24 protein-coding genes and 1 tRNA gene are annotated in these 21787 nt (G+C 69.4%); 14 read left to right on the top strand and 11 right to left on the bottom strand.

What is annotated here, in order from left to right; genetic code table 11:
- Window positions 1-124: 124 nt before the first annotated feature.
- Together FKO37_RS08620 and FKO37_RS08615 are read left to right on the top strand one after the other, a co-directional pair.
- Window positions 125-1198 (top strand): amidohydrolase family protein, encoded by a 1074-nt coding sequence (locus FKO37_RS08620; protein WP_238604180.1) that lies wholly within the window; start codon window positions 125-127, stop codon window positions 1196-1198.
- A 42-nt stretch (window positions 1199-1240) separates the two neighbouring features.
- Window positions 1241-2734, top strand: a complete 1494-nt coding sequence (locus tag FKO37_RS08615; RefSeq protein WP_238608236.1) for an aldehyde dehydrogenase — start codon at window positions 1241-1243, stop codon at window positions 2732-2734.
- A gap of 21 nt (window positions 2735-2755) precedes the next feature.
- Here the strand turns inward: FKO37_RS08615 and FKO37_RS08610 are convergent, their stop codons facing one another.
- Window positions 2756-3658, bottom strand: a complete 903-nt coding sequence (locus FKO37_RS08610) for a LysR family transcriptional regulator (protein WP_238604179.1) — start codon at window positions 3656-3658, stop codon at window positions 2756-2758.
- 165 nt (window positions 3659-3823) lie between these two features.
- Here FKO37_RS08610 and FKO37_RS08605 point away from each other — a divergent pair, with 165 nt between their 5' ends.
- A complete protein-coding gene (locus FKO37_RS08605; protein ID WP_238604178.1) occupies window positions 3824-4786 on the top strand; it encodes an amidohydrolase family protein in 963 nt (320 codons plus the stop codon).
- A 157-nt stretch (window positions 4787-4943) separates the two neighbouring features.
- On the opposite strand, the gene FKO37_RS08600 is transcribed toward FKO37_RS08605, so the two are convergent.
- The 5 genes from FKO37_RS08600 to FKO37_RS08580 all read right to left on the bottom strand — a co-directional run bounded on the left by FKO37_RS08600 (window position 4944) and on the right by FKO37_RS08580 (window position 8990).
- Window positions 4944-5016 (bottom strand) — tRNA-Ala (locus FKO37_RS08600).
- 73 nt (window positions 5017-5089) lie between these two features.
- Complete coding sequence (gene glpR / locus FKO37_RS08595; RefSeq protein WP_238604177.1) at window positions 5090-5908, bottom strand: gephyrin-like molybdotransferase receptor GlpR; 819 nt, start codon at window positions 5906-5908, stop codon at window positions 5090-5092.
- Between the two features lie 161 nt (window positions 5909-6069).
- Window positions 6070-6729 (bottom strand): GNAT family N-acetyltransferase, encoded by a 660-nt coding sequence (locus FKO37_RS08590; RefSeq protein ID WP_037811141.1) that lies wholly within the window; start codon window positions 6727-6729, stop codon window positions 6070-6072.
- Between the two features lie 3 nt (window positions 6730-6732).
- Window positions 6733-8088, bottom strand: a complete 1356-nt coding sequence (gene glp, locus FKO37_RS08585) for a gephyrin-like molybdotransferase Glp (protein ID WP_238604176.1) — start codon at window positions 8086-8088, stop codon at window positions 6733-6735.
- Entirely contained in the window at window positions 8085-8990 is a 906-nt protein-coding gene (locus FKO37_RS08580) for a UTP--glucose-1-phosphate uridylyltransferase (protein ID WP_043830782.1), read from the bottom strand. Before FKO37_RS08580 ends, glp begins: the two co-directional genes overlap by 4 nt.
- A gap of 24 nt (window positions 8991-9014) precedes the next feature.
- On the opposite strand from FKO37_RS08580, the gene FKO37_RS08575 reads away from it, so the two are divergent.
- From FKO37_RS08575 to mscL, 4 genes are all read left to right on the top strand, one after another.
- On the top strand, window positions 9015-9614 hold the full coding sequence (locus tag FKO37_RS08575; RefSeq protein ID WP_238604175.1) for a 5-formyltetrahydrofolate cyclo-ligase: 600 nt from the start codon (window positions 9015-9017) through the stop codon (window positions 9612-9614).
- A 770-nt stretch (window positions 9615-10384) separates the two neighbouring features.
- Window positions 10385-10714 (top strand): FmdB family zinc ribbon protein, encoded by a 330-nt coding sequence (locus FKO37_RS08570; RefSeq protein WP_078870386.1) that lies wholly within the window; start codon window positions 10385-10387, stop codon window positions 10712-10714.
- 129 nt (window positions 10715-10843) lie between these two features.
- Window positions 10844-11503 carry an SAF domain-containing protein gene (locus FKO37_RS08565; protein WP_238604174.1) on the top strand — a complete coding sequence of 220 codons (660 nt, stop codon included), beginning with the start codon at window positions 10844-10846 and terminating at the stop codon, window positions 11501-11503.
- Between the two features lie 74 nt (window positions 11504-11577).
- Window positions 11578-11997 (top strand): large-conductance mechanosensitive channel protein MscL, encoded by a 420-nt coding sequence (mscL, locus tag FKO37_RS08560; protein ID WP_037811136.1) that lies wholly within the window; start codon window positions 11578-11580, stop codon window positions 11995-11997.
- A gap of 4 nt (window positions 11998-12001) precedes the next feature.
- Here the strand turns inward: mscL and FKO37_RS08555 are convergent, their stop codons facing one another.
- Together FKO37_RS08555 and FKO37_RS08550 are read right to left on the bottom strand one after the other, a co-directional pair.
- Window positions 12002-12175 (bottom strand): hypothetical protein, encoded by a 174-nt coding sequence (locus tag FKO37_RS08555; RefSeq protein ID WP_162836035.1) that lies wholly within the window; start codon window positions 12173-12175, stop codon window positions 12002-12004.
- 64 nt (window positions 12176-12239) lie between these two features.
- The gene (locus FKO37_RS08550; protein WP_009083558.1) at window positions 12240-12740 is read right to left on the bottom strand and encodes a molybdenum cofactor biosynthesis protein B; all 501 of its coding nucleotides are present in this window, start codon (window positions 12738-12740) and stop codon (window positions 12240-12242) included.
- A gap of 123 nt (window positions 12741-12863) precedes the next feature.
- Here FKO37_RS08550 and FKO37_RS08545 point away from each other — a divergent pair, with 123 nt between their 5' ends.
- Both FKO37_RS08545 and FKO37_RS08540 read left to right on the top strand, forming a co-directional pair.
- Window positions 12864-13925 (top strand): SDR family NAD(P)-dependent oxidoreductase, encoded by a 1062-nt coding sequence (locus tag FKO37_RS08545; RefSeq protein ID WP_238604173.1) that lies wholly within the window; start codon window positions 12864-12866, stop codon window positions 13923-13925.
- A 20-nt stretch (window positions 13926-13945) separates the two neighbouring features.
- Entirely contained in the window at window positions 13946-14827 is an 882-nt protein-coding gene (locus tag FKO37_RS08540; RefSeq protein WP_238604172.1) for an MBL fold metallo-hydrolase, read from the top strand.
- Between the two features lie 18 nt (window positions 14828-14845).
- Here the strand turns inward: FKO37_RS08540 and FKO37_RS08535 are convergent, their stop codons facing one another.
- The 3 genes from FKO37_RS08535 to FKO37_RS08525 are packed head-to-tail and all read right to left on the bottom strand — an operon-like array spanning window position 14846 to window position 18005.
- Window positions 14846-15895 carry a sensor histidine kinase KdpD gene (locus FKO37_RS08535; RefSeq protein ID WP_134729262.1) on the bottom strand — a complete coding sequence of 350 codons (1050 nt, stop codon included), beginning with the start codon at window positions 15893-15895 and terminating at the stop codon, window positions 14846-14848.
- On the bottom strand, window positions 15892-16593 hold the full coding sequence (locus FKO37_RS08530; protein ID WP_238604171.1) for a response regulator transcription factor: 702 nt from the start codon (window positions 16591-16593) through the stop codon (window positions 15892-15894). Before FKO37_RS08530 ends, FKO37_RS08535 begins: the two co-directional genes overlap by 4 nt.
- An 8-nt stretch (window positions 16594-16601) precedes the next feature.
- Entirely contained in the window at window positions 16602-18005 is a 1404-nt protein-coding gene (locus FKO37_RS08525; protein WP_238604170.1) for a hypothetical protein, read from the bottom strand.
- 159 nt (window positions 18006-18164) lie between these two features.
- On the opposite strand from FKO37_RS08525, the gene FKO37_RS08520 reads away from it, so the two are divergent.
- Genes FKO37_RS08520 through FKO37_RS08500 form a run of 5 tightly spaced genes read left to right on the top strand, consistent with a single transcriptional unit; the run spans window position 18165 to window position 21760 of the window.
- Window positions 18165-18809: a glycosyltransferase family 2 protein gene (locus FKO37_RS08520; protein ID WP_238608235.1), complete on the top strand. Its 645-nt coding sequence runs from the start codon at window positions 18165-18167 to the stop codon at window positions 18807-18809.
- Window positions 18806-19477, top strand: coding sequence for a DUF2064 domain-containing protein (locus FKO37_RS08515; RefSeq protein ID WP_134665165.1), 672 nt, complete (start codon window positions 18806-18808; stop codon window positions 19475-19477). Before FKO37_RS08520 ends, FKO37_RS08515 begins: the two co-directional genes overlap by 4 nt.
- A complete protein-coding gene (locus tag FKO37_RS08510) occupies window positions 19474-20103 on the top strand; it encodes a class I SAM-dependent methyltransferase (RefSeq protein WP_037811130.1) in 630 nt (209 codons plus the stop codon). Before FKO37_RS08515 ends, FKO37_RS08510 begins: the two co-directional genes overlap by 4 nt.
- Complete coding sequence (locus FKO37_RS08505; RefSeq protein ID WP_238604169.1) at window positions 20100-21311, top strand: molybdopterin-dependent oxidoreductase; 1212 nt, start codon at window positions 20100-20102, stop codon at window positions 21309-21311. The genes FKO37_RS08510 and FKO37_RS08505 overlap by 4 nt, the downstream gene beginning before the upstream one ends.
- Window positions 21308-21760, top strand: coding sequence for a hypothetical protein (locus tag FKO37_RS08500; RefSeq protein WP_037811128.1), 453 nt, complete (start codon window positions 21308-21310; stop codon window positions 21758-21760). Before FKO37_RS08505 ends, FKO37_RS08500 begins: the two co-directional genes overlap by 4 nt.
- The last annotated feature ends 27 nt before the right edge of the window (window positions 21761-21787 follow it).

Genomic DNA, 21787 nt, shown 5'->3' with positions numbered 1-21787 from the left:
ATCCGGTCTCGGACAGCGCGCCATCGCACTGATCTATACCGCCTATCGTGAAAATTGGCTTCCTTTACTGCGGGTGGAACGCCGAGCATTGACTGCGTGACAGTGCAATGGTGAAAGGCGCTCCATGCCCGGCGAGGTAAGCAGTTCCGTGTTTCCGACCGTGGACGTGCATGCGCACGCCTGGCTGCCGGAAGTCGAGGCGCTCGTGCGAAATCGTCCGGGATACGCGGCGTATGCGGGCCTGGAAGAGTTGCGCGCGGGCCGGGAATCGAGCGCGGTGAGCAAGCGTCGTTTCGCTGAGCGGCGGGAGCGGCTGATCGATCCGCGCACCCGGATCGAGGTGATGACCGAGGCCCAGGTTGAAGTTCAGGTCGTCTCGGTCTCGCCAACGCAATACCATTCCTGGGCGGATTCCGCGCTGGCGTGGGAGCTGGCCCAGGCCACCAACGAAGGCATCCGGACGCACTGCGCGGTCTATCCGGACCGGTTATGCGGTCTGGGAGTTGCTCCGCTGCGGCATCCCGGGGTAGCCGTGGCCGCCTTGGAGCACGCTGTGCGCAGCGGACTGCGCGGCGTCGAGATTTCCTCCCACGCACCGGATCAGCCGGGCGGGACGATCGAGCTGTCCGATCCCAGGCTGGACCCGCTGTGGAAACGCGCCGAAGAGCTCGAAGCCGTCATCTTCGTTCACCCCTGGGGGTGCACCCTCGACGCGCGCTTGGACCGTTGGTATCTGTCGAATTCCGTCGGGCAACTAGTGGAGCACGCGGTCGCTGTGTCGCACTTGATCTTCGGCGGTGTGCTGGACCGGTTTCCCCGGCTGCGTCTGCTTATCGCGCATGGCGGCGGATATCTGCCCGCTTGTCTCGGGCGCAATGACCACGCCTGGCTCAATCGTCCCGAAGCCAGCGGATGTCGTGAGTTGCCGGCCACGTACCTGCGCCGGATGTGGTTCGACTCACTGGTGTACACCCCGGAGTCGCTGCACGCCCTGATCCGTGCGGCAGGCCCCACCCAGCTCGTGCTCGGCTCCGATTACCCATTCGACATGGGCGTCGACGACCCCGTGCGGCGGGTCGACGAGGCGGTGTCCGACCCCGTCGTCGCCGCGGCCATCAGAGGTCGGAACGCGGCGAACCTCAACCTGCTGCCGCGTTCCGCCCCGTCGCCCGGAAACCCTGCGCCCGGCCGCCGGTGACCGGTGGGCGATGACCCGTTGGACAAGGAGGATTTCGTGCCCATGACATTTGGACCCGGTCAAGTGCTGCGCACCCGGTGGTCGTCGGAGGACGACGCTGATCAGTTCACTGTGGACAATCCGGCCACCGGGCAGCCGGTGGCGGTGATCCAGGGCGCCGGTGTGCACCAAGTGGATCAGGCGGTCCGTGCCGCGGATGAGGCGCAGGGCGCGTGGAAAGCCCGCACGCCACGGGAGCGCGGGCGGTGGCTGTGGAAGATCGCCCAGGCGGTGCGCGAGCATGGCGACGAGATCGCCGCGCTGGAGTCCAGCGACAATGGAAAGCCGGTGTCCCAGGCGCGCGAGTTCGATGTGGAAGCCGCTGTCGCGATCTTCGAACTGTTCGCCAGTCTCTGTGAAGCCATGCCCAACCAGGTGCGCGACGCGGGCAGCATTCTGGACGTCACCGTGCTGGAACCCTATGGCGTCATCGGTGCCATCGTGCCGTTCAACTGGCCGCCGCTGCACGCCGCCGGCAAGCTCGCCCCCGCGCTCGCGGCAGGAAACGCCGTGGTCATCAAGCCGCCCGAGCAGGCGCCGCTGTCGGTGCTGCGCGTCGTGGAACTGGCGCAGTCCGTGCTTCCGGACGACGTCGTGCACGTCGTCCCGGGCACCGGCAAGATCGGTACCGCATTGGCCGGACACAAGCTGGTCGGCAAGATCTCCTTCACCGGAGCTCCCGCCACCGGGACCGCAGTGATCAAGACGGCGGCGGACAATCTGACGCCCACCCTGATGGAACTCGGCGGCAAGAACGCACTGGTGCTCTTCGACGACGCCGACCTGGACTCGGCGCTGCCCTGGGCCGTGGAGGGTGGCTTTTTCAACCAGGGCGAAGCCTGCACCGCTGCGTCCCGTGTCCTCGTGCATGCCGATCTCTACGACGAGGTCGCCCGGCGTTACGCCGCCGCAGTGAAACGGCTGAAGGTCGGCAATGGCGCCGACGCGGGCACCCACGTGGGTCCACTGGTGACACCGGCACAGCGCCAGCGGGTGCTGGACTACCTCGACATCGGTGTGGCCGAGGGCGCGACGATCGCGGCACAGGCGGCGCTGCCCGCCGATCCGGGCCTGGCGGACGGGTTTTACGCACCGCCGACCCTGTTCACCGGCGTGACCCCGGACATGCGCATCGCCAAGGAGGAGATCTTCGGCCCGGTCGTGTGCTTGATCCCGTTCCGCGACGAGGCGGAAGCGATCACCATCGCCAACGGCACGGACTTCGGCCTGGTGGCCGGGGTGTTCACCCGCGATTCCGAGCGCGCTCTGCGGGTCAGCCGGGCGATCCGCGCGGGCATGGTGTTCGTCAACCACTACCACCGCGCGTTCACCGGGACCCCGTTCGGCGGGGTGGGCGCCAGCGGCTACGGCCGCGAACACGCCCTGGAAACGCTGCACGAGTTCGGCTACAGCAAGAGCCTCCGACTACCCTCCGGCACCGCGGAGATCCCGCGCTGGGCACCGTCCCTGGAAGTCATCGACGCGAACGATTCCTGATTCGCCGCCCGGCGGTCACGTTCAGGCGATCAGGGCGCTCGCCTCCGCGAGGAGACCACGCAACCAGGCATGACCGGAATCCGGATCGTGCATCGGATGCCACCAGAACGCCTCGACGATGGGTACCGCGTCGAATGGGCAAGGCAGAATCCGCACCCCCGCCGCCTCGGCCATCCCGGCGGCGAGCTTGCGTTGCATCAGCGCGAGACCACCGCTACGGCGAACAAGTTGCAGCATAGGAAGGAAGGACTCCGCGGTCGCGCACACGCGGGGCGTCACGCCGAGAAGTTCCATCTGCCGCCACGCCGGCGTCCGCCCCAACGGGTCGCCGAAGGTGGTGACCCAGGGCAAGCGACGCAGATCGTCCATGGTCAGCCGGTCTCCGACTTCCTGGTTGCCGGCAGCGACGACGCAGACCCACTGGTCCTGGAACAGATCCATCGACTGCGGCAGATCGATGTACCCATGCGGCATGAAAACGCCGTCCACGGTCCGGTAGAAGTCCGGGTCCCGGCTCAGCGCTTCCGGGGTCACCGGCTCGAAGCGAACCCCCGCGCCGGGCGCCCGCTTTTCCAGCAACCCCACCAGATACGCACCGACGACGCTGATTCCGTAGTCCGAGGAAACGATGGTGAAAACCCGGCTGGAATTCGCCGGATCGAATTCCGGCTCGGCCGAGAACACTCGCTCGACCGCGGCCACGGCCACACTGACCAGCGGCCGCAACTGCTCCGCGAACGGGGTGAGCTGGTAATGATTCCCGACCCGGGTCAGTAGATCATCGGAGAAATGGCGGCGCAACCGGGCCAGCGCGACCGACAACGTCGGTTGGGTACGGCCCAGACGGTGTGCCGCACCGGTGACCGTGCGCTCGGTCAGCAGCGCATGCAATGCGTGCAGGTGATTGTTGTCCAGGCTGTGCAACTCAGCCGACTCAGAAACCACGGTGAACTCCGACGGGCGACGGTGCGTTATCGCTTCACTCTATACTCCACATGGAGAGTATTTGCTTCCTTTGTTGTGAATGAGAGTGGACCATCGATCCCGTGGCCAGTGCGCCACCTCCAAGGCAAAGGATTACCCGTGACGATGTCCGATTTGATCGATGTGCACGCGCATTTCACCCCGCCCACCACTCCCGAAGAACGGGAAGCACGATGGCGGTCGATGCGGGAGGCGCAATTCCTCGCGCCAGCGCCCTACCACTGGACTGTGGACGGAGCGTTGGACTACATGAATCGCGCCGGCGTCACGATGCAGTTCCTCAGCAACATCCCGAAGACGCCGGACGCCCTTCGCGCGTCTAACGACTACGGCGCGTCCCTCGTGTCGGATCACCCGTCGAGCTTCGGTCTGCTCGCCGCACTGCCCACCGACGACCCGCCCGCCGCACTCGCCGAAATCGAGCGCGCCTCCCGCGACCTGTCGGCGGACGGATTCGCAGTGACCTGCAACTACAACGGCATCTCCCTCGGCGACGCAAGCCTGGAACCAGTGTGGGCCGAACTCGATCGCCGGCGCGCGACCGTGTTCGCCCACCCGGACGCCTACGCTCCCGCGTCCCTGGGTCGCCCCAGCCCGCTGCTGGAAGTCGCCTTCGAAACCGCGCGCACCATCGTCGACATGCTCTACGCGGGCATCTTCCGCAGATTCCCGAACATGCGGCTGATCGTCGCCCACTGCGGCGGCGCGCTGCCCGCCCTGTCCGGACGGCTGCGACTGCTGGGCACGGAAGCCTGGGTGCCGAACCCGAACCAGCTCGACCCCCGCGAGATCCGGGAGCACCTTGCCGGCCTGTATCTGGACACCGCCGCCACCGGCACCGCGCACTCTCTCGCCGCGGCTCTGGCCATGACCACCCCCGACCACATCGTCTACGGCTCCGACAGCGGCGTGCCGTGCAGCACGGAGGCAACGCTGGAAGCCAACAGACATGCCCTGGCGCACTTCGACGGACTGCCGCGCGATCAACTCGAAGCCATCGGCGGCAACGCGCTACGCCTATTCCCCGAAGCCGCCGCACGACTCGGCCGGCACGTTACGCCCGCCTGAGCAGACTCCGTGCACCCGAATACGGCGGAGATCGAATCGCTCGCCCGACGCCACTGCAGCACTGACGAATAGGGAGGCGAAAGACGCTGCTGTACTTTGCTGTACGGGCACGAAAAAGGCCCTTCCCGGTTACCCGGAAAGGGCCTCTGACTTGCTGTGGAGCTGAGGGGAATCGAACCCCTGACCTTCTCGATGCGAACGAGACGCGCTACCAACTGCGCTACAGCCCCTCAGGAGCGTGAGCCCCTGTTGTTCAGTGCTTGGAAAGCTTAGCAGCGCCCTCCAGGCACCGAACAACGGGGGTCACTCTCCGACCGCCCGGCGGTACGGGCCCGCGGTGGGCTCGGCGAGTTCCTCGAAAGCCGGGTCTTCGTCGTCCAGGTCGACCACGACTGCCTGCCGGCGGATGCGGGACATCGGGGACGGTTTGCGCTCCACGATGTCGCGCGGCACCTCGGGTGCCACGACCTCGACGTCCTCCTCTTCCTCCTCCTCGAAGGAGTCGTACGCCTCGTAGGCAGGAGCGGGAGCCGTCGTCGCGTAGCGGGCCATCCGGCGCTGCCGGATCTCGTTCTCTATGCGGACCTGGCGGCGGAGGTACACGAGGTAGCCGACGAGGGCGACGTCCACCGCGGCGTGCGCCCACCACGCGAGCGAGATGGCGAATCCGGCGATCGCGGCCGTGACGACGGCGGCGATCAGCAGGATCACGACCACCCGCTGACGGAACGCGTACCTGGCCTTGGCCGCGATCTCCGCTGCCTCCGGGTCGAAGCCGCCCCGGCCGGGCCGGTAGCTGCGGCGTTCGCGGCGCGGTTCGGCGGCCCGTTCCGCGCGCGAAGGCTGCGGAAGCGGCTCCGGTTCGGGTTCGGGCTCGGCGTCCAGGTCAGCGTCGAGTTCCGCCTCGAGTTCGGCGAGGTCATCCTCCACCGAAGGATTCGCATGGTCGGACATGGCGTCGTCCTCCTGTCCCTCGTTGCGAGCACTGCCCCTTCGCACTACCCGGGCGGCCAGCGCGGAGGTTGGCGTCCGCGTGACTTGCTGGCGTTTGCGAGCCACCATGGGCACGAGAACGACGAGCCATGCCGCGGCGAGCGCGACGATGATCACCGAACTGGGCATCTCCCGTCACCTCCCCCGATCCTCTGCTGTAGTCACGCTAGCCACAACAGTCACACAGGAGGCGCAGACTCGCCGGGTTCGATCACGAAAATGCATCACCGCATTAGGTGAATCTCACATGATGTGGTAACGCGTGATCGCACTGGGACGCGTAGTCACCGTCAGGCCAGTTCGGCGCGTCCGGACGCCACCAGCCGGGACACCAGGCCGTTGCCGGTCTCCTCTTTCGTCACGGCGAAACACAGGTGGTCACGCCAGGCTCCGGCGACGTCGAGGTACCGCTCGAACAGCCCTTCCTGCCGATATCCGGCCTTGGTGAGCACGCGGATGCTGGCGTTGTTCTCCGGCCGCACGGTCGCTTCGAGCCGGTGCAGGCCGGCGACATCGAAAGCGTGATCTGTCACGAGCGCGACGGCCGCGGTGGCCACGCCTCCCCGGACGATCTCGGAGGACACCCAATACCCGATCCAGGCCGACCGGAGTGCGGCGCGGATCACATTACCGACAGTGATCTGCCCCGCGAACTTTCCGTCAACCGTGATCGTGAACGGCAGGCACTGCCCGCGCCGCGCGAGCCCGCGCAGCGCCGCCCACTGCGACGGCCACGACCAGAACGCGTTGCGGTCCGCCCACGGCCCGATCCCGGTCGGCTCCCACTCCTCGAGGTGCTCGCGGTCGCGCAGCCGGACGCGGCTCCACTCGCCGGCGTCGCGCAACCGCACCGGGCGCACGGCGAGCACGCCTGCCGGGATCCGCAGGGGGCCGAGCGTGGCGGGCCAGCCGGGGTGCCGGTTTTCGACCGAGTCGGCGAGTGCGGCCACGGATCAGGCGCGCTGGGCGAGGAAGGTGACCTTGACCTGGTCGCCCGCGGCCACCTCGGTGAGGTCCTCCTCGACGGTGATGAGGCAGTTGGCCTCGGCCAGCGACGCGAGCAGATGCGCACCCGACGTCCCGAGCGGCTGCACCAGGTACTCGCCGTTCGCCTCGTCGCGCAGCAGCTGGCCGCGCAGGTAGCCGCGGCGGCCCTTCGTCGAGGTGATCGACGACAGCAGCCTCGCGCCGACCACCCGGCGGTGCGGGTTGCGCGTGCCGCGCGCGGTGCGGATCAGCGGCCGTACCAGCACCTCGAACACCACGAGCGCGCTCATCGGGTTGCCCGGGATGAGGAAGGTCGGCACCGAGTCCGGGCCGAGCCTGCCGAAGCCCTGCACCGAGCCGGGGTGCATCGCGACCCTCGTCAGGTCGATGTGCCCGAGGTCGGACAGCGCGGCGTGCACCTCGTCGCCGGAAGACCCGCCTGCTCCGCCCGCGACGACCACGATCTCGGACATCAGCAGCCGTCCTTCGACGACCTCGCGGAGCCGTTTCGGGTCGCCCGGCACGATGCCGACCCGGCTCACCTCGGCGCCCGCGTCGCGAGCGGCCGCGGCCAGCGCGTACGAGTTGACGTCGTAGACCTGGCCGACCGACGGCGTGCGGTCGATGTCCACGAGCTCGTCGCCAACCGACACGATCGAGACCCGCGGCCGGGGGTAGACCAGCACCTTCGCGCGGCCGACCGCGGCGAGCAGCCCGACCTGCGCGGAGCCGATGGTGTCGCCCTTGCGCACCGCGACGTCGCCGATCTGCACGTCCTCGCCGGTCCGGCGCACGTAGCCGGCCGACGGCACGGAACGGGTGATGGTGACCTTGGCCTGGTGGCCGTCGGTGTAAGCGGTCGGGACGACGGCGTCCGCGAGCGTGGGCAGCGGCGCGCCGGTGTCGACCCGCACGGCCTGGCCCGGCTGCAGCCGTCGCGGCTGACGCGAGCCAGCCGGGATTTCGCCGACGACCGGCAGCTGGACCGGTTCCTGTCCGGCGGTCTGCACGTCGACGCTCCGGACCGCGTAACCGTCGACCGCCGCCTGGTCGAACCCGGGCAGCGCGTGCTCGGCGACGACCTCCTCAGCGCAGAGCAGACCCTGCGCTTCGGAGATCGCGACGCGAACCGGACGCGGGCGCACGGCGGCGTCGAGGGTCAGCGCGATCTGCTCGTCGACCGAGCGGAAATCGCCGGTCTCGGCGGATTCTTCCGTCGAGGCAACGATTTCCGCCGATTCCGCCGCGGCGACGGCCTGAACCGTCGGTTCGGGCACGTCTTCGGTCGGGACGGCAGGGGTGGAATCGAGGGAGTCCGTCATGGGCGATCGTTTCCGATCCGTTCGGTCAGCCAGGTGCGCAGCGACGGCCCGTAATCCGGGTCCTCGAGCGCGAAATCGACGGCGGCGCGCAGGAATCCGCCCGGGTTGCCCAGGTCGTGCCGCCCGCCGCGGTGGACGACGATGTGCACGGGGTGCCCCTCCTGGATCAGCAGCGCGACGGCGTCGGTGAGCTGCAGCTCGCCGCCCGCACCGGGCTCGATCCGGCGCAGCGCGTCGAAAATCGCCCGGTCGAGCAGGTACCGCCCAGCCGCGGCGTAGGTCGACGGCGCGTCCTCCGGCTTGGGCTTCTCGACCATGCCGTGGACCTGCTTGACGTCCGGGTCGTCGGTGTCGGTGACGTCGAAGACGCCGTACGGGGAGATCTGTTCTTTCGGAATGTCGAAGGCGCAAAGCACGCTTCCGCCGTACTGGGCGCGGACGGCCGACATCCGGTCGAGGACCCCGGCGGGCAACACGAGGTCATCGGGCAGGAGAACGGCGACAGCGGTGTCTTCGTCGGTGAGGTTCGGCTCGGCCTGCGCGACCGCGTGCCCGAGCCCGAGTGCCTGCTCCTGGATCGCGACCTCGACGTCCAGCAGCTCCGGCCCGCGCCGGACCTTCGCCAGCAGCTCGGTCTTGCCCTTGTCCTCGAGCGTCTTCTCCAGGTCCGGCTTCGCCTCGAAGTACCGGACGACAGCTTCCTTGTCCGGCGAGGTGACGATCACCAGCCGCTTCGCCCCCGCACTCGCCGCTTCGCTCGCGACGATCTCGATCCCCGGCGTGTCGACCACTGGCAGCAGCTCTTTGGGCACCGCTTTCGTGGTCGGCAGGAATCGCGTGCCGAGGCCTGCGGCAGGCACGATGGCGGTTCTGAAGGTCTGGGTGGTTGAGGCGCCCGTCATGGGCGCAAAGCCTAACCTGGTCTCATGCACGAGCCGGGCAATGAGACCCCGAGCAAGGCGGAGTGGCGGACACGAATCCTTCGAGCCCGCGCCGAACTGCCCCCCGAAGCCCATGCCCGCGAGGCAGCCGCCCTGGCGACCGCAGCGTCGTCAATCCACGCGGAAACGGTGTGCGCGTACCTCCCTTTCGGCACCGAGCCCGGCCAAATCTCCCTGGTGAACGCCCTGGCCGCGACGGGCGCGCGCGTCCTGCTGCCCGTCATCCCGGACACTCCGGGCCCGCTCGACTGGTCCGAGTACACCGGCCCGGACGCCCTGATCCCCGGACGCCTCCGCGGCGTCCTCGAACCGTCCGGTCCGCGCCTGGGCACCGCCGCGGTGGCGTCGGCGCAGGTGCTGCTGATCCCCGCCCTGGCCGTCGACCGCCACGGCACCCGCCTCGGCCGCGGAGCGGGCTACTACGACCGCACCCTGACCGCCGCGCCCGACACCGCCCGCGTGGCCGTGGTGCGCGCCGAGGAGGTCGTCGACCATCTCCCCGCCGAACCCCACGACGTGCCCATGACCGCCGTCCTGACGCCCTCCGGCCTCATCCAGCTGCCAAGGGCTGCCGCTGCCAGGTGAGACCGCCGCTCGGCGCGGCTCGGCTCGGCGGGACGCAGCGCGACAACGGCTCCGCTCGGCGGCTCAGCGCGACACGGCTCGGCTCAGCTCCACGCGACGCCGCTCAAGGGCTCAACGGCGCGACGGCTCCACGCGACGCGGCACAGCTCGGCTCGACGGCTCCGCGCGGCGCGGCCCGCTCGGCGCGGCTCGCTCGGCGCGGCTCGCTCGGCGGCTCCACGCGGCACGACGCGGCTCGGCGCGGCTCGGCGCGGCGACGCAGCTCGGCGCGGCACGGCGACGCGGCACGGCGCGGCTCGGCCTGCCTCGGCTCGAAAGTGGTCAAGACCACTCAACCGGCCAGCCGTGTCCGGTACCGCCGCCCGAACCCGATGCCCACCGTCATGGCCCCTACCGAACCCGATGGCCGCCACCATGACCCGCCACTCGAATCCGATGGCCACCGTCCAGCCACGAACCACCCAAACCACGCATCCGCACACAACCCACACCAGCACCCGCCCCTCACGACCACCAAAACCGCCGCGAGCAAGCCCGCACGAGGCCCTCCAGGCCCCGCCAACCAGCCCAGCAACGGCCCAGTCGACCGGACCAGCCGCAGTCCAGCCACCCACCCACCGCCGCCCAGGACGCCCTGACCAGCACTAACCCGCCACCGCCCCTTCCTCGCCCGCACTGTGAGCAAGGGGTAATTGCGCTGAGGGAATGCTGTCCAGCACAATTGGGCTAGCACTCTTGTAGGTCGAGTGCCAGTGCATGAAGGAGCTTCAGTGCCCACGTACCAGTACGCCTGCAAGGAATGTGACCACCGCTTCGAGGCGGTGCAGTCCTTCTCCGACCCCAGCCTGACCGTCTGCCCGCAGTGCTCCGGCGCCCTGCGCAAGGTCTTCAGTTCGGTCGGCGTGGTCTTCAAGGGCAGCGGGTTCTACCGCACGGATTCGCGTGATTCGAGCAAGTCGAGCACCTCCGCGACCCCGGCCAAGACCGAGAGCGCCAAGTCCGACTCGTCGTCCACCACCTCCTCTTCGTCGACGTCTTCTTCGTCCTCGAACACATCCTCCACGACGAGCACGACAAAAACGGCTTCCACGCCCTCCTGACCCCCGAGTTATCCACAAGGGGCCAGTTGTCCACAGGTTCGCGAATCGGCTCTTCCGGCCGGTTCGCGACGTCCTTAACGTCGGATTCGTGCGGCATCCCGCCGCACCGGAACCGACGAGGGGACAACCGTGAACACCTTGCTCAGCCGCCTTCCCGCGCTGCCTGACGTCCGTCTGCCGCGCGGGCGGCGAGCCCGGATGCTCCGCCGGTGTCTCGCGGCGGCCCTGCTCTTGGCCGGCCTGCTTGTCCTGTTTCTCCCGCCCTCTGCACGGGGCGCACCCGCCACCTCGACGGTGGTCTCCGCACGCGACCTGCCCGCGGGCTCAGTCCTGCGCGCTGCGGACGTGCGGACCGTCGCGCTGCCCGACAACCTCCGTCCGTCCGGCGCGCTCTCGGCGACCGACACAGCGGTGGGCCGGCTTCTGTCCGGCGCGGCGCGAGCCGGCGAGCCCATCACCGACGTCCGGCTTCTGGGCAACAACCTCCCCGTAACGGGTGAACCCGGCGCGGTCACCGTGGCCGTCCGGCTCGCGGACGCGGCCGTCGCCGAGTTGCTTCAGCCGGGCCAGCGCGTTGACGTCGTCGCGGGCGCGGATACCACAAATTCCGCGTCTGTGCTGGCCAGAGGGGCTTCGGTGGTCACCGTCCGGCGTTCCGACGACACCGGGAACCACACTTTGGGCCCGCCGCAGAAGGGTCCGCTGGTGCTGCTCGCGCTGCCGGCGCAGGTTGCCACGCAGGTCGCTGCTTCCTCGCTCGAACGACCGGTAACGGTTACTCTCCGCTAACCCGACCCTGTTCCGATGGGCGACGGCTGTCTGAAGGCGGCCAGACGCCTGTCCCGAATCCCCTGGGAGCAGCAGTGCTGAAAGGTTTCAAGGACTTCCTGATGCGCGGCAACGTCGTCGACCTCGCGGTCGCCGTCGTGATCGGCGCCGCGTTCACCGCGATCGTCACCGCGTTCACCAACGGCCTGATCAAGCCGCTGATCAGCGCGATCGGCGGTTCCGACGCGGCGCAGGGGCTCGGTTTCCGGATCCTCAAGGCAAACGGCGCGACTTTCATGGACTTCGGCGGCGTGATCAACGCGGCGATCAACTTCGTGATCGTGGCGGCGATCGTCTACTTCCTGGTCGTCCTGCCGGTGAAGCACCTGCAGGAGCGGCGGAAGCGCGGCCAGGAGCCCGGCCCCGCCGAGCCCACCGACGTCGAGCTGCTCATCGAAATCCGCGACCTGCTGCGCGCGCAGCAGGGCAACGGCCCCTCCAGCCGCGACAGCTGAGGGGTCACCGATCGTGATGCGGGGGCCGGTTCTCGAGATACCACGAATCCGGAGTGGTCTCCGGGCCCCGGCCCCGCTCATCGGACGTGGTCTCCGGCAGGACGTCGCCGAAGATCTCGTCGACCCGGCGGCGGCGCTGGGCCTCGTCTGTGCGGGGACGTCGTTCCTCGTGCGGCATGGGTCCATCGTCCCACCTGTTGTTTGACAAGTGCAGAGAGACATCCGCCGCGAAACGGCCGGGCTCAGACCTCTTCGAGGCCGGAAAGCTCGTCGATCACGTGCGGGACCAGCGAGGAGAGGGTCGCCATGCCGTCGCGCACAGCCGCGCGCGAGCCGGCCAGGTTGACCACCAGCGTGCTGCCCGAAACGCCGGCCAGGCCGCGGGAGATCCCGGCGTCGACCGCGCCCGCGGCCAGCCCCGAGGCGCGCAGGGCCTCGCCGATGCCCGGGATCGGGCGGTCGAGGACCCCGGCGGTCGCGTCCGGCGTGCGGTCGCGCGGCGACACTCCGGTGCCGCCGACCGTGATCACCAGGTCAGCGCCGCCGATCACCGCCGTGTTGAGCGCGTTGCGGATGCCCGCAGTCTCGGCCTCGACCACCACGACGCCGTCGACGATGAACCCGGCCTCCTCGAGCAGCTCGGTGACGAGCGGCCCCGAGGTGTCCTCGTGCTCCCCGTGCGCGACCCGGTCGTCCACAATCACCACGAGTGCCCGGCCCAGCCGCTGTGCGCTCCGTTCCATGCCGACACCGTATCCGGTTCGGGGCCCGCTTCGCCGCCGCGGGCCCGGTGATTTCTGACGATTCGGTGACGTGGTCCCCGCAGGCCGCGCGCACCCCGGGGCGGGCCGCCTAGCGTCGGCGAGGTGCGAGTGCTCATCACCGGCGGAGCCGGGTTCATCGGGTCCCGGATCGCCGATCAGCTGGCCGACGACGGCGCCGAGGTCGTCGTGCTGGACAACCTGCTGTCCACCGCGCACGGCTCCACCACGCCGCCCGAATACACCCAGCGGCACCGCTTCCTCCGCGGTGACGTCACCGACACCGAGATCGTCGCCGAACTGCTCGACGGCGTCGACGCGGTCTGTCACCAGGCCGCGGTGGTCGGGCACGGCGTGGATCCCTCCGACGCGCCCTCGTATGCGCTAAACAACGACTACGGCACCGCCGTGCTGCTGGCCGCGATGCACGCGGCGAAGGTGCGAAAGCTCGTGCTCGCCTCGTCGATGGTGGTCTACGGCGAGGGGCGTTACGCGTGTGCGGAACACGGTGTCGTTCCGCCGTCACCTCGCCGGCAGTCCGATGTGGACGCCGGACGATTCGAACCCACTTGCCCGCACTGCGGTGCCGAGTTGGGCTGGCAACTCGTGCCCGAAGACGCGCCGCTGTTGCCCCGGAGCACCTACGCGGCAACAAAACTGGCGCAAGAACATCTCGCGGGCGCATGGGCACGGCAGACCGGCGGCACGGTCTGCGCATTGCGCTACCACAACGTCTACGGCCCGCGGATGCCGCAGAACACGCCATACGCGGGCGTGGCATCGCTGTTCCGCTCGGCATTGGAGCGCGGCGAAGCGCCGACCGTGCTTGAGGACGGGCGGCAGCAGCGGGATTTCGTGCACGTGGACGACGTCGCCCGAGCGAATGTCCTCGCGCTCCAGAGCGACGGTCCGGAGGCAGACCTCACGCCGCTGAACGTCTGTTCCGGACAGCCGCACAGCGTCGGCGACCTGGCCCGGGAGCTGGCCCGTGCCTGCGGAGGGCCGGAGCCGAGGATCGTCGGCGGTGCGCGGCCCGCGGACGTCCGGCACGTGGTCGCCGACCCGGCTCGAGCACGGGAGCTGCTCGGGTTCCGGGCGGAAACGTCCTTCCCGGAGGGCATCGCCGCGTTCGCCACCGCGGAGCTGCGTGCCTCCGTCACCCGATGAGGTGAAGATCACGTTCCGGAATGAATCGGCCGTACCGGATCTTGATGCTGGGCATGCGTTCCATCGTGGTGGGGGACATTGAAATCCACGCGCTGACCGACGGACGGTTGCAGCTGCCGTCGTCGTTCTTCCCGAGACTCCAGGGCAAGCGCTCGGCGCCGAGCACCGTGCCCGTGGTCATCGGCGCGTTCCTGATCCGGACGGGCGGCCGCAGCGTGCTGGTCGACGCCGGTTTCGGACCGCGTGCGTCCGGCGAGCCGCATCTGCCGCAGCACTCCAAAGAGCAACTGCATCCCGTGGTCAGCGGTGCCGAGCCGGAGCGCACCGGCGGCTTGCCCGCAGCGCTCGCTGAGGCCGGGATTGCCCCGGCAGACATCGACACCGTGGTGCTGACTCATCTGCACGCCGACCACATCGGCTGGGTCGCGCCGAACGGCGAGCCGTACTTCCCGAATGCCGAAGTGCGGTATGGCGCGCCCGACTGGGCAGCCTTCATCGAGCCGGCGGGGCGGCACGACCGCGGCCGCGTAGCGCTGGAAGCCCTTCGCTCCCAGGGCAAACTGCGTCCGATGCTTGACGGGGAAACGGTCGCTCCCGGCGTCACCGTCCGGCATGCGCCCGGACACACGCCAGGTCATTACGTGCTGGAAGTCGCGGACCAGGACCGTCGCGCTGTCCTGATCGGTGACGTCTTCCAGATTCCGGAGCAGATGGCTGATCCGGCGATCGGTGCTGCGTCCGACGCCAATCCCGGACAGGCGGAGCTGACCCGCCGCCGCTGGCTCGGCGAGGTGGTCGGTACCGGCACGATCGTCGCGGCCGTGCATTTCCCGGACGAGCCGTTCTTCCGGATCGCGGCCGACCACAGCGTGGAGCCGGTCGCGGCGGTTGCCGCTTCCTGACTGTCCACAATAGACGGCTCAGGAGGCCGCCAGCGGCAACCGCACCTCGAAGCGGCATCCGGGGCCGTGGTTCTGCACGCCGATCCGTCCCCGGTGTGCTTCCACCAGGCCCTTCGCGATCGCCAGGCCCAGCCCGCCGCCGCTGGTGGTGCCGCTGCGGTCGGGGGTGCGGGCTTGGGTGCCGCGGAAGGCGACGTCGAAGACCCGGCTGATCTCGTCGTCCGGAATCCCGCCGCAGCCGTCGTCCACGGCCAGCAGCGCCTGGTCGCCGTCGATGCCGATCTGCACGGCGACTGTGCCGTCCGGCGGGGTGTGCCGGATGGCGTTGGACACGAGGTTCCGCACGATCCGCGCCAGCTCCGGATCGCTGCCGGACACCACTGGCCACGCCGACGCGTTTTCCAGCACCCGTACGCGTTTGCGGTCCGCCACCGGTGCCTGCGCGGCGACCGCGTCGCTCACCACGTCGCGCAGCGGCACCGCCGACATGCTCAGTTCGAGCGCTCCCGCGGTGATCCGGGACAGCTCGAAGAGATCCCCCACCATGCCGGACAGCCGGGTGGTCTCGCCGCTGATGCGCTGGGCGTAGTCGGCCACCTCGGCGCGCTCCGAAACCACGCCGTCGGCCAGCGCCTCGGCCATCGCCTGGATCCCGGCGAGCGGGCTGCGAAGGTCGTGGCTGATCCACGCGACCAGTTCGCGACGCGACGCCTCCGCCGCGCGTTCGCGTTCCCGAGCCTCGCGTTCCCACACACTGCGCCGCGCGATGACCCGGCCCAGCACCATCGCCGCGGGCACCGCCACCAGTGCCACGAGCAGGCACACCAGCAGTTCCGTGGTCAGGGCCTCGGTGAACATGAAGCCGCTCACGCCGAGGATCCCGACCAGCATCGCGGCGACCGGAGTCAGCACGAGCGTGGTCATCGTGGTGGCCAGCGACCGGTGCCGCAGCAGGTAAAGCGCGAGTCCGCCCAGTGCTGCCACCGGCAAGGCGAAAAGCAAGGCGAGCGGCAGGATGTGGAGGACGTGGACGAACATGTCCCACGCCGACTCGCCCGAGCCGATCACGGCTGTGTCCGGTCGTAGCGGTAGCCAACGCCCCACACCGTCGCGACGCGGACTGGTTTGGCCGGGTCACGTTCGATTTTCTCGCGCAGCCGGCGCACGTGGACAGTCACCGTGGACTGGTCGCCGAAATCCCAGCCCCACACCTTTTCCAGCAGGTCGGCCCGGCTGAACGCGACGCCGGGATGGGAGAGGAAGAACGCGAGGAGATCGAACTCGCGCGTCGTAAGCGGCAGCGCCGCGCCGTCGAGGGTCGCCTGGCGGGCGGTCATCTGGAGCCGGAGGTTGCCGTCCGTCAGTTCAGCCGTGGGCGGCTCGGGCCGCGGCATGCGGGCCCGGCGCAGCACGGATGCCACGCGCAGGGTGAGTTCCTTGGGGCTGAACGGTTTGGTGACGTAGTCGTCGGCCCCCAGTTGCAGTCCGGCGATGCGGTTTTCCTCCTCGCCAAGTGCGGTGAGCATGACGATCGGCACCTGGCTCGTCTGCCGCAGCCGACGGCACACCTCCAGACCGTTGAGGCCGGGCATCATCACGTCGAGCACCACCAGGTCCGGCGCCCGCTCGGCGAACCGGGCGAGCGCCGCCGTGCCATCGCCGGCCAGGTCGACGGTGAAACCGGCGGTTTCGAGGTAGCGACGGACGACGTCGCGCACGGTCTCGTCGTCGTCCACCACGAGCACGCGACCCGCTTGGTCCTCCATGCCTCACCTCACCAGTTCGTCAGCAGCAGGTGGTTGACCGCGAGCGCGACCACCGCCTGTCCGGCCAGCCACCAGCGGCGGTGGCCCTCCGGGAGCAGCGCCGTGGCCGGGATCAGCCACGCGCCGAACGGTAGCCAGATCCGTTCTACCTCAGCCTTCGACAGGCCGGACGAATCAGCGAACACGATCGTGAGCAGAGCCGCCACCACGATCAGCAACACCGGATCGCGCAGGATCGTCCGGCGGGAAGGCAAGAAGACCGCGTTGGCCACTCCCCGGCGAGCCGCTGCGACCACTGCGGGGCCGCACGCGACCGCCACCGCGGCCAGATCGGCCCACACCCAGTAGGAATACGGCCGCACCAGCGCGACGCCCTGGTAGTAGCGCTCGACGACGAGGTGGTAGCCGTCGAACCACCAGAAACCGGCGAGCGCGAACACGGCGACCACTGCTAGCGCACCAAAGGCGGCGACGAGAGTGGTCCGCCATTGCCTGCCGAGCACGGCGACGGCCAGCGCGACCAAGCCGAGCAGGACGAGGCCGTAGGAGAGGAAGATGCCGAATCCGATGAGAATCCCGGCTGCCAACGCCGTGGGCCAGGCGTAACCGCGCTGTTCCCGGAAGCCCACCGACGCCAGGGCGAGCAGTGCGATGCCGGTGGCGGTCACACCGGCGAAGAGGCCGTCCGCGGATACGCCCAGCCACACCGCGCCTGGGCTGAGCACGGCGAACGGAAGCGCCGCGCGGGCGGCATCGGGACGGCCGAGCAGGGAGATCGTCGCGGGTACCGCCACCGCGACCAGCGCGGCCACCAGCACGACCGCGGTCGACGCCCAGGCACCGCCGTGGAGGCCGAGCCGGTCGAGCCAGACGAAGACGAGGGTCGCGCCGGGCGGGTGGCCGGACACGTGAGTGGTCCACGAGTTCGGCTGGAAGTCGAGGATGCGCGAGGAGAATTCGCGGAGGAACCGCGGGATGTCCGTGATGCCGGGGACTTCGTGCAGGTACTCCTGCACAGTGGTCAGCCGACCGGTGAAGCCGCGCGTCCAGCCGTCCACCATGGCGAGCGAGAAGATCCAGGCGAGGGAGGCCAGGTAACTCGCGGCCAGGGCGCGCCGCCATCGCAGCCGGGCGGCCAGGGTCGGGCCGTGCAGGACGACACCGGCGGCGATCAGGACGGCGAACACCGAGCCGGGGCCGACGTGTGGCAGCCAATGCGCGAACAACGGCGGCGCGAACGCGTAGATCACCACGTCCGAACCTGGCCGGTTGTAGTACACGCCAACCGCGGTCGCGGCGGCGACCACCACGAGGGTGACGCCGACCGTCACGAGATCGGCGCGGAACCGGGGACGGACGGGAACCGGGGGCGGCGGCTCGGCGAGCCGGGCAGCCTTCGTCGACTCGCTCATCGCCGGTCACGATAACCCCGCGGGCGGGCGTCCGGCAGGGTTCCGGCGGATCCGTGAGAAGTCGGTAAGATCTGGGCGAACGTCAGGATTTGGTAAGCACAGCAAGGGTTCTGCACTGTCCTTTCCAGACCTACCGTACGCCTCGTGAACGAATTCGGAGTGGACGTCGTCCTCCCCTGCCTCGACGAGGCGGCCGCGCTGCCCGGCGTGCTCGCCGGTCTGCCGGCGGGGTATCGCGCGATCGTCGTGGACAACGGGTCGCGCGACGGTTCCCCCGATGCCGCGGCCGCGCACGGCGCGAAAGTCGTCGACGAGCCGCGGCGTGGTTACGGTGCCGCTGTCCACACCGGGTTGGAGAACGCGACCGCCGACATCGTCTGTTTCGCGGATGCCGACGGGTCACTCGATCTGGCCGAGTTGCCGCGTCTGGTCGCCGCGGTTGTGGATGGTGCTGACCTCGCGGTCGGGCGACGGGTGCCGGTTTCCCGGGCGGCTTGGCCGTGGCACGCAAGAGCAGGCAATGCCGTCCTCTCGCTGCTCTTGCGGTCCCGCGGACTGTCGGTGCGGGACATCGCGCCGCTGCGGGCGGTGCGTCGTCGGGAGTTGCTGGCTCTCGGCGTCACGGACCGGGCTTTCGGCTACCCGCTTGAGCTGTTGGTGAAGGCTCAGCGCGCGGGCTGGACGGTCCGGGAGTTCGACGTCGCTTACCAGGAACGAGCACGGGGCACGAAATCGAAGGTGTCCGGTTCGATGCGCGGCACGTTGCGAGCGGTGCGGGACTTCGGGCGGGTGCTCGCCCGATGACGTTCTGCCTGCTTGTAGTCGCGAAAGCCCCGGTGCCGGGCTTCGCGAAGACTCGGTTGTGCCCGCCGGCGACGCCAGAACAGGCCGCGGAGATCGCCGCCTCCGCGCTGTTGGACACGCTGGACGCTGCGTTCGCCACTGACGGCGCGATCACCGTCGTGGCGATGACGGGCGACCTCTCGGAGGCGGCGCGAGGCGGCGAAATCGGCCGGGCGTTGCGGAAGGCGACCGTGATTGCGCAGCGGGGCTGGGATTTCGGCACCCGGCTGGCCAACGCGCACTCCGACACCGCCGCGGTGCATGCCGGGTTGCCCGTGCTGCAGATCGGCATGGACACGCCGCAGGTCTCCCCCGTATTGCTGGCTTCGGCGATCAAGCCGGTCGTCGACGGAGACAGCCGCGCAGTGCTGGGCAGCGCGGAAGACGGGGGCTGGTGGGGACTCGGGCTGGCTGATCCGCGGCAGGCGCAAGTGCTCGCCGGAGTTCCGATGTCGCGTCCGGACACCGGATTCCGCACCCGAGCGGCATTGGAAGGAAACGGGCTCCGCGTCGTCGAGCTGCCGACACTGTCCGATGTGGACACCATGGAGGACGCGCTGCGGGTGGCCGCGATCCGGCCGGACACCAGGTTCGCCGCCGCGGTCGACGCGGTGGGAGTGGTGGCATGAAACTCGCGACTGGGCGGGAATTCGATCGCGGGCTGCTCGGCCATCACTGCTGGCTGGAGCTCGCCAACGGCGACCGGATCGAGCTGCCGGTCGGTCGTTGGGCGGACGGTTGCGGTGCGGGCGACGCCGTGCTGCTGGACGCGTGCGCGGGTCCGACGCTCGACGTCGGCTGCGGACCCGGTCGGCTTACCGCTGCGTTGACGCGTCGAGGCGTGGTGGCCCTCGGCGTGGACAGTTCGCCGGTCGCGGTGCGGCTGACTCGACGGCGCGGAGCGAGTGCGTTGCAGCGCAACGTTTTCACTCGCCTTCCTGGCGAGGGACGATGGAGTCACGTGCTGCTGGCTGACGGCAACATCGGGATCGGTGGTGATCCCGATGCGCTGCTGCGGCGGGTGCACGAGTTGCTCACGCTAGATGGCGACGTGCTCGTGGAACTGGAGGAGCCCGGCCAGGGAGTGCGCCGCGACCACGTCCGCTTGCGGCCGGATCCCGCTGGTGGGCGGTGGTTCACCTGGGCGTGGGTCGGTGTCGACGCCATTGCGGAAATCGCGGTGCGGACGGGTTTTCGAGTGGCGTGGACGACCAGTCGCGGCCGCCGCTGGTTCGCGAAGCTGGCACGCGCATGAAACGGCTGGCAGCCGCGTGGCGCGGGCTCGACGCTCGGGTTTCCGCAGCACAGGCAAAGATCGGCGAACGGGCCCGTGCCGTCGATCGCCGGGTGCCGAGGGCGGAGCAGTTCAAGGGCGGTGCGCACGGCGAACGCGCGACCGCCCGGGTCGGCAGCCTGCTCGGGCTCGCGTTCCTGATCTGCTTCATCACCGGTCTGCTGAGCCATTTGATCCAGCATCCGCCCGAGTGGTTCTTCTGGCCGAGCCGTCCGGTGTGGCTGTATCGGGTGACGCAGGGCGCACACGTGCTGTCCGGGATCGCGGCGATTCCGTTGCTGCTGGCCAAACTGTGGAGCGTCTACCCGAAGCTGTTCGAGCGGCCGCTGGTGCGCTCGGTGCCGCACGCCGTGGAGCGGCTGTCGATCCTTGTCCTGTCCGGCGCAGCGTTCTTCGAGCTGAGTTCGGGACTGCTGAACGTCGCGCAGAATTACCCATGGAATTTCTACTTTCCTCAGGTGCACTATGCGGTGGCATGGGTCGCGATCGGATCGATCTTCGTGCATGTCGCGGTGAAGCTCCCGGTGATCCGGCGGGCGCTGACGCGGGAGCGTGCGCCCGCTCAGCAGTCTGGCCCTGGGTTGTCGCGTCGGGGATTCCTGACCACCACGGGGATCGCGACCGGAGTTGCCGTGCTGGCGACCGCTGGGGCGACCGTTCCGGCGCTGCGGAACGTCTCCGGGTTGTCGTGGCGATCGGACAAGGGCACGCAGAAGCTGCCGGTCAACCGCACGGCCGTGGCAGCGCGGGTCACGCGGGCAGCGCAGGATCCTGGATGGCGGTTGTCCGTGGTGACTCCGGCGGGGACTCGGCAGTTCACGCTGGCCGAGCTGCGGGCGTTGCCGCAGACCACTGTGGACTTGCCGATCGCGTGCGTCGAAGGGTGGAGCCAGATGGCGACCTGGCGCGGCGTCTCGTTCCCGGACCTGCTGCGCGCGAGCGGGACTTCGCCCGGCGTGGACGTGCGGGTGTCGTCGCTGGAGAAGACCGGCCTGTACGGCGTCAGCGTGTTGCCCGGCGAGCACACGGCCGACCCGCTCACGTTGCTGGCGCTGGAACTGAACGGTGAGGTGCTGAATCTCGACCACGGGTATCCGTGCCGCGTGATCGCACCCAGTCGGCCAGGCGTGTTGCAGACGAAGTGGGTCGAGAAGCTGGAGGTGCGGTGAAGACCGCGCGAATTCTGCTGGTGCTGCCCGGATTAACGGCGTTGGCGTACGGGATCGTGCTGTTCCTCGAGTACGCGGCGCCGGCGTGGCCGGACAGTTTCACGACGTTGCTGTGGATCGGCGGCGGTCCGATCGTCAACGACGCGGTGTTCGCTCCGATCGCGGGCGTAGTCGGTCTGCTGCTCGCTCGATTCCTGCCGCTGCCGTGGCGTGGGCCAGTGCAGGTCGGCGCGGCGTTGACCGCGGTGCTGGGTTTCGTGGCGTTCCCGCTGCTGTGGCGTGCTTATGGCGTGCCGCCGAAGCCCGGTCTGCACGACGGGAACACATGGCTGGGGCTGCTGGCGACGCTCGCCGTGGTGTGGAGTGCCGTGCTGGTCGTTTCGCTCGTCCGGATTGTCCGGGTACGGCGGCAGGCGGCACGGAAAATTCGGCCGCGCGCACGTAGTTGACCTGGGTTTTCTTCCGGTACCGGAATT

Source organism: Amycolatopsis sp. Poz14, assembly GCF_006704225.1.
GTDB classification, from domain to species: domain Bacteria; phylum Actinomycetota; class Actinomycetes; order Mycobacteriales; family Pseudonocardiaceae; genus Amycolatopsis; species Amycolatopsis nivea.
Note: the sequence above shows the minus strand (reverse complement) of the source record. Positions and strands in the feature narration are given on the sequence as shown.